Genomic DNA, 6,779 nt, shown 5'->3' with positions numbered 1-6,779 from the left:
CCCCCCCCCCCCCCCCCCCCCCCCCCCCCCCCCCCCCCCCCCCCCCCCCCCCCCCGCCCCCCCCCCCCCCCCCCCCCCCCCCCCCCCCCCCCCCCCCCCGGGGCCCCCGCCGAGGCGGATCGCCACCACGGCGACGTCGTCCTCCGGCCGGCCGTGCACCAGCCGGTCCAGCAGCTCGTCGCACAGCTGGTCCAGCGGCAGGCCGGCGAGCTCGACCGCGACCTGCCGCAGCCGGGTCATCCCCTCGTCCAGGTCGCCGCCGCGGCGCTCGATGAGCCCGTCGGTGTACAGCAGCACCGTCGTCCCGCATTCGAGGGTGACCACCGACTCCGCGCGCTCCGCGGTGGCGTCGACCCCGAGCATGAGGTCACCCCGCCAGTCGGCGAGCGCGGCGAGGGTGCCGTCGGGGTGGATCACCAGCGGCGGCAGGTGCCCGGCGTTGCTCCAGCGCATCCGGGTGAGCCCCCGGTCGGCCTCCGCCGGCGTCTGCTCGAAGCGGGCCACCGCCGCGGTGGCATACGTGTCCACGCGCAGCTGCGCCATCGCGGCGTCCAGGCCGCGGAGCACCTCCCCCGGGCCGGCGTCGCTGTAGGTGGCGACGCCGCGCAGCAGCGCCCGCAGCTGGCCCATCGCCGCGGCGGCGGCGGTGTCGTGACCGACGACGTCGCCGATGACCAGCATCGTCGCCCCGGACGGCTGGGTGAACGCGTCGTACCAGTCGCCGCCGACCCGCGCGGCCTCCGCGGCCGGTGTGTACCGGACCACCACCTCGGCCTGGTCGTCCTCGTAGCCGCCGGTGAGCAGGCTGCGCTGCAGCGCCTCGGCGAGCTGGCGCTGCTGGTCGAACAGCCGGGCGTTGTCCAGCGCCAGGCCGACCCGGTCGGCGACCTCGCGCGCGGTCGCCACCTCCGGCGGCCCCACGGCGCGCCCGTTCCCGGAGTAGAGGGTGAGCGCGCCCACCGTCCGGCCCCGCGCCCGGACCGGCAGGGTGACCAGGGTCGTGGCCCCCAGCTGGGCGAAGACGTCCAGCGACTCCCCGGCGGGCAGCAACGACCGGCCCACCCGGGTCACGACGGTCTCCCCGCCCAACGCCCGTGCGACCGGGCTGTCCGCCGGCATGGACGCCAGCCGGAGCTCCACGTACCGCTCCACCAGCGGCTGCAGGGCGGGGTCCGGGTGCCACCAGCCGACGTCCCGGGGCCGCCCCTCCTCGTCCAGCACGGTGAGCACGCACCAGTCGGCCAGCGCCGGCACGATCAGCCGGGGGATCCGCGCGGCCGCGGTGCCGAGGTCGAGCGTGCCGGCCAGCTCGGCGCTGATCCGGGCCAGCACCGCCAGCCGCTCCTGCACCAGGCGCCGCTCGGTCACGTCGGTGAAGTACATCGCCAAGCCCTGCTCGGAGGGCACCGCCCGCACCTCGATCCAGCGGTCCAGCGGGTCGGGGTAGTACCCCTCCACCACCGCCGGGATCCCGGTGGCCATGCACTCGCGGTAGACGCGGCCGAACTCGTTGTCGGCGTTGGCCGGGAACACCGACCAGAAGTCCTGGCCGATCAGCTCCTCCCGGGACCGCCTGACCACGGCCGCGCCGGTCGCGTTGAGGTACGTGATCCGCCACTCGGTGTCGACCGACAGGTAGCCCATGGGCATCGACTCGAGCACGCGGGCGTCGCCCTCGTGGCCTCCCATCGGCTGCACCTCCCCCGGTGACCGCTCTGCGGCCGGGGCGGCGGAGCTGCTCCCCCGGTTCCGGGACGAGCAGTGCTTGTTATGCCATGACGGTTCGATGACGGGCAAGCAGCCGCACCACAGCGGCCCCACCGGTCACGGGCAGGCGACCCACTCCTCCTCGCCGTCGGTGAACACCTGGCGCTTCCAGATCGGCAACCGGGCCTTCACCTCGTCGACCAGCTCGGCGCAGGCGGCGAACGCCTGACCGCGGTGCGCGGCGCTCACCGCGCACGCCAGCGCGACGTCGCCGATGCCCAGCAGGCCGACCCGGTGGGAGACGGCGACGGAGCGGACCTCCGGGCGCGCGGCGAACTCGGCGGCGATCTCGGCGATCAGCTCCGGGGCCGTGGGGTGGCCGACGTACTCCAGCTCGGTGACCGAGCGCCCGCCGTCGTGGTCGCGGACCACGCCGGCGAAGGAGACCACCGCACCGGCCGCCTCGTCGGCGACGGCGTCCTCGTGCTCGGCGACCGAGAGCGGCTCGTCGGTGACCCGGGCCAGCAGCGTGCTCACGGCGGCGACGGTACCCGCGGGGCTCAGCCGACCGGGGGCACGTCCAGATCGGTGGGGTCGGCCAGGCCGGTGCAGTCGACCTCGACGACGTCGCGGCCGGCCAGGTAGCCGCGCGCGCCCTCGTCGCCGGTCGCGGTCTCCGCGACGCCGGCCCAGTGCTCGCGGCCGAGCAGCACCGGGTGGCTGCGGACGCCGTCGTAGGTGGCCACCGCCAGGGCATCGGGGGCGGCGTGCGCGGCGACCCGGGCCAGCGCCTCCGGCGTCATCCCGGGCATGTCGACCAGCTGCACCAGCACCGCGTCGATCCCCTCCCCACCCAGCCCACCCATCGGCCAGCCGCGCAGCCCGTCCAGGCCGGTGCGCAGGCTGGAGGCCATGCCGGTCTCCCAGTCGCGGTTGGCCAGCACGGTGGCGCCGGAGAGGTCCGCGCGCTGCCACACCTCCACGGCGGCGGCGCCGAGGACGACGAGCACCGGGTCGCACACCGCCGTCGCCGTCCGCACCGCCCGCTCGACCAGCAGGCTGCCCCGGTACTCGACCAGGGCCTTCGGCATGCCGTACCGCCGGCCGCCCCCGGCGGCCAGCACCAGCCCGGCGACGGGCGCATCGGACGTCATCCGCCCACTCTCTCAGCGGGGGTGCACGGTGATCTCGCTGGCCTTCACCGCGGCCCACACCCGGGCGCCGGGGGCCAGGGCGAGCTCGGCGAAGGACGCCGCGGTGACGTCGGCGGTCAGCGGCACCTCCCCGGCCAGGTCGCAGCGCACCACCGAGCCGTGCGGCGTGGCGGCGACCAGCTCCACCGGCCACACGTTGCGCGGGCTCCCACCGGGCCGCTCCAGGTGCAGCGCCACCGACTCCGGCCGGACGGCGGCGAAGACCGGGCCGTGCGCCGGCTCCGCGATCGACACGGTGCCGCCGCCGTCGAGCGCGACCGACGTCCCCGCGGCGACCCCGGGCAGCAGCACCAGCCCGACCAGCCGGGCGACGTAGTCGGTGCGCGGGCGCCGGGCCACCTCCGCCGGCGTGCCGGTCTGCACGACCCGCCCGTCCTCGACCACCAGCACCCGCCCGGCCAGCGCCATCGCGTCCACCGGGTCGTGCGTGACCAGCACCGCGCTGCCGGCGTAGTCGGCCAGGTGGCGGTGCAGCTCGGTCCGGACGGCGAGCCGGGTCCGCGCGTCCAGCGCCGACAGCGGCTCGTCGAGCAGCAGCACCCGCGGGTCGCCGACCAGCGCCCGGGCGAGCGCGACCCGCTGCCCCTGCCCCCCGGACAGCTCCCCGGGGCGGCGGGCGCCGAGATCGGCGAGCCCGACCCGGTCCAGCCACGCCGCAGCCGCGGCGCGGGCGTCGGCGCGGCGAGCCCCGCGGGAGCGCGGGCCGAAGGCGACGTTCTCGGTGACCGTCAGGTGCGGGAACAGCAGGGAGTCCTGGAAGACCATGCCCAGCGACCGGCGGTACGGGGGGAGGTGCACGCCGGGGGCGTCCCAGACCTCGTCGCCGACCCGGACCCGCCCGCCGTCCGGGCGCAGCAGCCCGGCGAGCACCCGCAAGACGGTGGACTTGCCGGCCCCGTTCGGCCCGAGCACCGCGAGCACCTCGCCGTCGGCGACGGACACCTCCACGTCGACGGTGAACCCGCCGCGGTCGACGACCACGTGCGCATCGAGGGTCATCCGGCCGCCCGCCCCAGCCAGCGGTCGCGGAGCAGCAGCAGGGTGGCCAGCGAGACGCCGAGCAGCACCAGGGACAGGGCGATCGCCGCCTCCGGGTCCGACTGCAGCGCCAGGTACACCGCCAGCGGCATCGTCTGCGTCGTCCCGGGGAAGTTGCCGGCGAAGGTGATGGTCGCGCCGAACTCGCCCAGCGCCCGCGCCCAGCACAGCACCGCACCCGCGGCGATCCCCGGGGCGACCAGCGGCAGCGTCACCCGGCGGAACGTCGTCCACCGGTCGGCGCCGAGGGTGGCCGCGGCGTCCTCGAACCGGGCGTCGGCGGCCCGCAGCGCCCCCTCCACGCTGATCACCAGGAACGGCATCGCCACGAACGTCTCGGCGAGGACCACGGCGGTCGTGCTGAACGGGACGGTGATGCCCCACGACTCGTACAGCCAGCCGCCCACCAGGCCCTGCCGGCCGAGCACCAGGAACAGCGCGACCCCGCCGACCACCGGGGGCAGCACCAGCGGCACGGTCACCAGCGCCCGCAGCACGCTGCGCCCGCGCGCCCGGGAGCGGGCCAGCACCCAGGCGAGCGGGACGCCGAGCAGCAGCGACAGACCGGTGGCCAGGGTCGCCGAGACCAGCGACAACCGCAGCGCCGAGCCGACCGCCGGCTCCGCGAGCAGGGTGGGCAGCTGCGACCAGGGAGCTCGCAGCACCAGGCCGAGCAGCGGCAGCACCAGGAAGACGACAGCGAGCACCGCCGGCACCAGCAGTGGTGCCGGCACCCCGGCCTGCCGCCCGGGGCGCGACCTCACGGCGCGGTGCTCACGGGGTGCGGAAGCCGGCGTCGGCGAGAGCCTGCTGCCCGGCGGCGCCGAGCACGAGGTCGACGAACGCCCGCGCGGCCGCCGGGTTCGGTGCGCCGGTCAGCACGGCGACCGGGTAGGCGTTGATCTGCTCCTCGGCCGCCGGGACCGGGATGCCCGCGACCCGGTCACCGGCGGCCCGCACGTCCGTGGCGTAGACCAGCGCGGCGTCGACCTCGCCCAGCTGCACCTTGGTCAGCGCGGCCCGCACGTCCTCCTCCTCGGTGTCCGGCCGGGCGGTAACGCCCGCGGCGGCGAAGAGCTCCCGGGCCGCGGCACCGCACGGGACGGCGGGGGCGCAGACCGCGAGGGTGCGGTCCTCGTCGGCGAAGTCGGCCAGGCCGCTGATCCCGCCCGGGTTGCCGGCCGGGACGGCGATCTCCAGGACGTTGCCGGCGACGACCACCGGGTCCTCGGCCAGGCCGCTGTCGGCGACCACCGCCATCCGCGACTCGTCGGCCGACGCGAACACGTCCGCGGGCGCGCCCTGGGTGATCTGGGTGGCCAGCGTCGCGCTGCCGGCGAAGGTGAACTGCACGGTCAGCTCCGGGCGCTGCGTCTCCAGCTCGGCACCCAGGTCGGTGAAGACGTCGGTGAGCGAGGCGGCGGCGAAGACGGTGAGCGTGCTGCCCCCGTCGCCCGCCGGCGCCCCGCAGCCGGCGAGCAGCAGCGCCGCGACGCCGCCGGCGACCAGCTGCTTCACGGCACGTCCACGCTGACCTGGGTGGCCTTGACGGTGGCGACGGCGCGGGCGCCGACCTCCAGGCCCAGCTCGTCGGCGGCCTCCCGGCTCATCAGCGAGACCAGCCGGAAGGGCCCGGCCTGGATCTCCACCTGGGCCATCACGCCGTCCCGCAGCACCCGGGTGACGATCCCGGCCATCCGGTTGCGCGCCGACGAGGACCGGGTGACCCCCGGCGGCGGCGCGTCGTGCAGCTCGGCGGCCACCCGGGCGAGATCGGCGCCGTCGACCCGGGCCGGGCCGGCGTCCCGGGAGGCGGCGAGCCGGTCGGCCTCGATCCAGCGCCGCACGGTGTCGTCGCTCACGCCGAGGAGCGCGGCCGCCTCGGCGATCCGATAGGTGGCAGGCACCGGCGCACCGTAACCACCGCAGCTGCGGATCTACAAGCGGTCATCAGCCGCCGGTGCGGCGAGAAGGCTCAAGCGAGGGCGCGGCGGCGGAGCAGCACCGGGTGCCGGCCGCGGACCGGCCGCTCCCCGCCCCGGGCCGGGCGCAGCGAGGCCAGCGACCAGACGCCCACGCGGACCAGCGCCTCGCGGATGATCCGGCCGCTCATCTTGCTCTGCCCGAACTCGCGGTCGGCGAAGACGATCGGCACCTCGGCCAGCCGCAGGCCCCGCGACCACACCTGCCGGGCCATGTCGATCTGGAAGCAGTAGCCCTGCGACTGGACCGACCCCAGGTCGAGCGACTCCAGCGCCTGCCGCCGAAAGGCGCGGAACCCGCCGGTCGCATCGCCCAGCGGCAGGCCGAGGGCGACCTGGACGTAGCGGTTCGCGGCCCGGCTGAGCAGCTCGCGGTGCCGCGGCCAGTCCTGCACCCGACCGCCGGGCACCCAGCGCGAGCCGAGCACGGCGTCGGCGGTGGCGAGCCGGTCCAGCAGCCGCGGCAGGTCCTCGGCGCGGTGCGACCCGTCGGCGTCCATCTGCGCGATCACCGCGTAGCCCTGGTCCAGCGCCCAGCGGAAACCCTGGACGTAGGCCGGGCCGAGGCCGGCCTTGCCGGGGCGGTGCACCACGTGCACCCGGGGGTCGGCGGCGGCGATCCGGTCGGCCAGGGCGCCGGTGCCGTCCGGGCTGTTGTCGTCGATGACCAGGACGTGCGCGTTCGGGACCGCCTGCAGGACGGCGGACAGCGTCCGGGGCAGGCTCTCGCGCTCCTGGTACGTGGGGATGCAGACGCACACGTCTCGAGGGGTCACCGTCCAGGCCATTGCCGTCACCCGGCTGCTGGACACCTGGACGAGGACACGATCGTGCAACG

8 protein-coding genes and 1 pseudogene are annotated in these 6,779 nt (G+C 76.7%); all 9 read right to left on the bottom strand.

From position 1 onward, the window contains the following. Positions 1-1,689: SpoIIE family protein phosphatase (locus tag ACI783_RS05165; RefSeq protein ID WP_457139444.1), on the bottom strand; the 1,689-nt coding region annotated here is incomplete at its 3' end. Between the two features lie 135 nt (positions 1,690-1,824). After that, the gene (locus ACI783_RS05160) at positions 1,825-2,244 is read right to left on the bottom strand and encodes a molybdenum cofactor biosynthesis protein MoaE (protein WP_457139443.1); all 420 of its coding nucleotides are present in this window, start codon (positions 2,242-2,244) and stop codon (positions 1,825-1,827) included. 23 nt (positions 2,245-2,267) lie between these two features. Further along, on the bottom strand, positions 2,268-2,861 hold the full coding sequence (locus ACI783_RS05155) for a nucleotidyltransferase family protein (RefSeq protein ID WP_457139442.1): 594 nt from the start codon (positions 2,859-2,861) through the stop codon (positions 2,268-2,270). Positions 2,862-2,873: 12 nt separating this feature from the next. Next, entirely contained in the window at positions 2,874-3,329 is a 456-nt protein-coding gene (locus tag ACI783_RS05150) for a TOBE domain-containing protein (RefSeq protein WP_457083925.1), read from the bottom strand. A gap of 120 nt (positions 3,330-3,449) precedes the next feature. Continuing rightward, positions 3,450-3,887: pseudogene (locus ACI783_RS05145) on the bottom strand (ATP-binding cassette domain-containing protein); the annotation flags it as partial. 29 nt (positions 3,888-3,916) lie between these two features. Continuing rightward, a complete protein-coding gene (locus ACI783_RS05140) occupies positions 3,917-4,723 on the bottom strand; it encodes an ABC transporter permease (protein ID WP_457139441.1) in 807 nt (268 codons plus the stop codon). Positions 4,724-4,733: 10 nt separating this feature from the next. Beyond that, the gene (gene modA, locus ACI783_RS05135; RefSeq protein ID WP_457139440.1) at positions 4,734-5,477 is read right to left on the bottom strand and encodes a molybdate ABC transporter substrate-binding protein; all 744 of its coding nucleotides are present in this window, start codon (positions 5,475-5,477) and stop codon (positions 4,734-4,736) included. Next, a complete protein-coding gene (locus ACI783_RS05130) occupies positions 5,474-5,866 on the bottom strand; it encodes a TOBE domain-containing protein (protein ID WP_457139439.1) in 393 nt (130 codons plus the stop codon). Before ACI783_RS05130 ends, modA begins: the two co-directional genes overlap by 4 nt. A gap of 68 nt (positions 5,867-5,934) precedes the next feature. Further along, positions 5,935-6,717, bottom strand: a complete 783-nt coding sequence (locus tag ACI783_RS05125) for a polyprenol monophosphomannose synthase (RefSeq protein ID WP_457139438.1) — start codon at positions 6,715-6,717, stop codon at positions 5,935-5,937. Positions 6,718-6,779 lie beyond the last annotated feature (62 nt).

Source organism: Modestobacter sp. SYSU DS0511 (genome assembly GCF_054050755.1).
The sequence above is the reverse complement of the archived record's forward strand: the minus strand, read 5'-3'. Positions and strand labels throughout refer to the sequence as shown.

What these genes read in the sequence shown, in the direction of transcription:
- ACI783_RS05155 (WP_457139442.1), bottom strand. Translation starts at nt 2,861, where the DNA reads ATGACGTCCGATGCGCCCGTCGCCGGGCTGGTGCTGGCCGCCGGGGGC.
- ACI783_RS05150 (WP_457083925.1), bottom strand. Translation starts at nt 3,329, where the DNA reads ATGGCGCTGGCCGGGCGGGTGCTGGTGGTCGAGGACGGGCGGGTCGTG.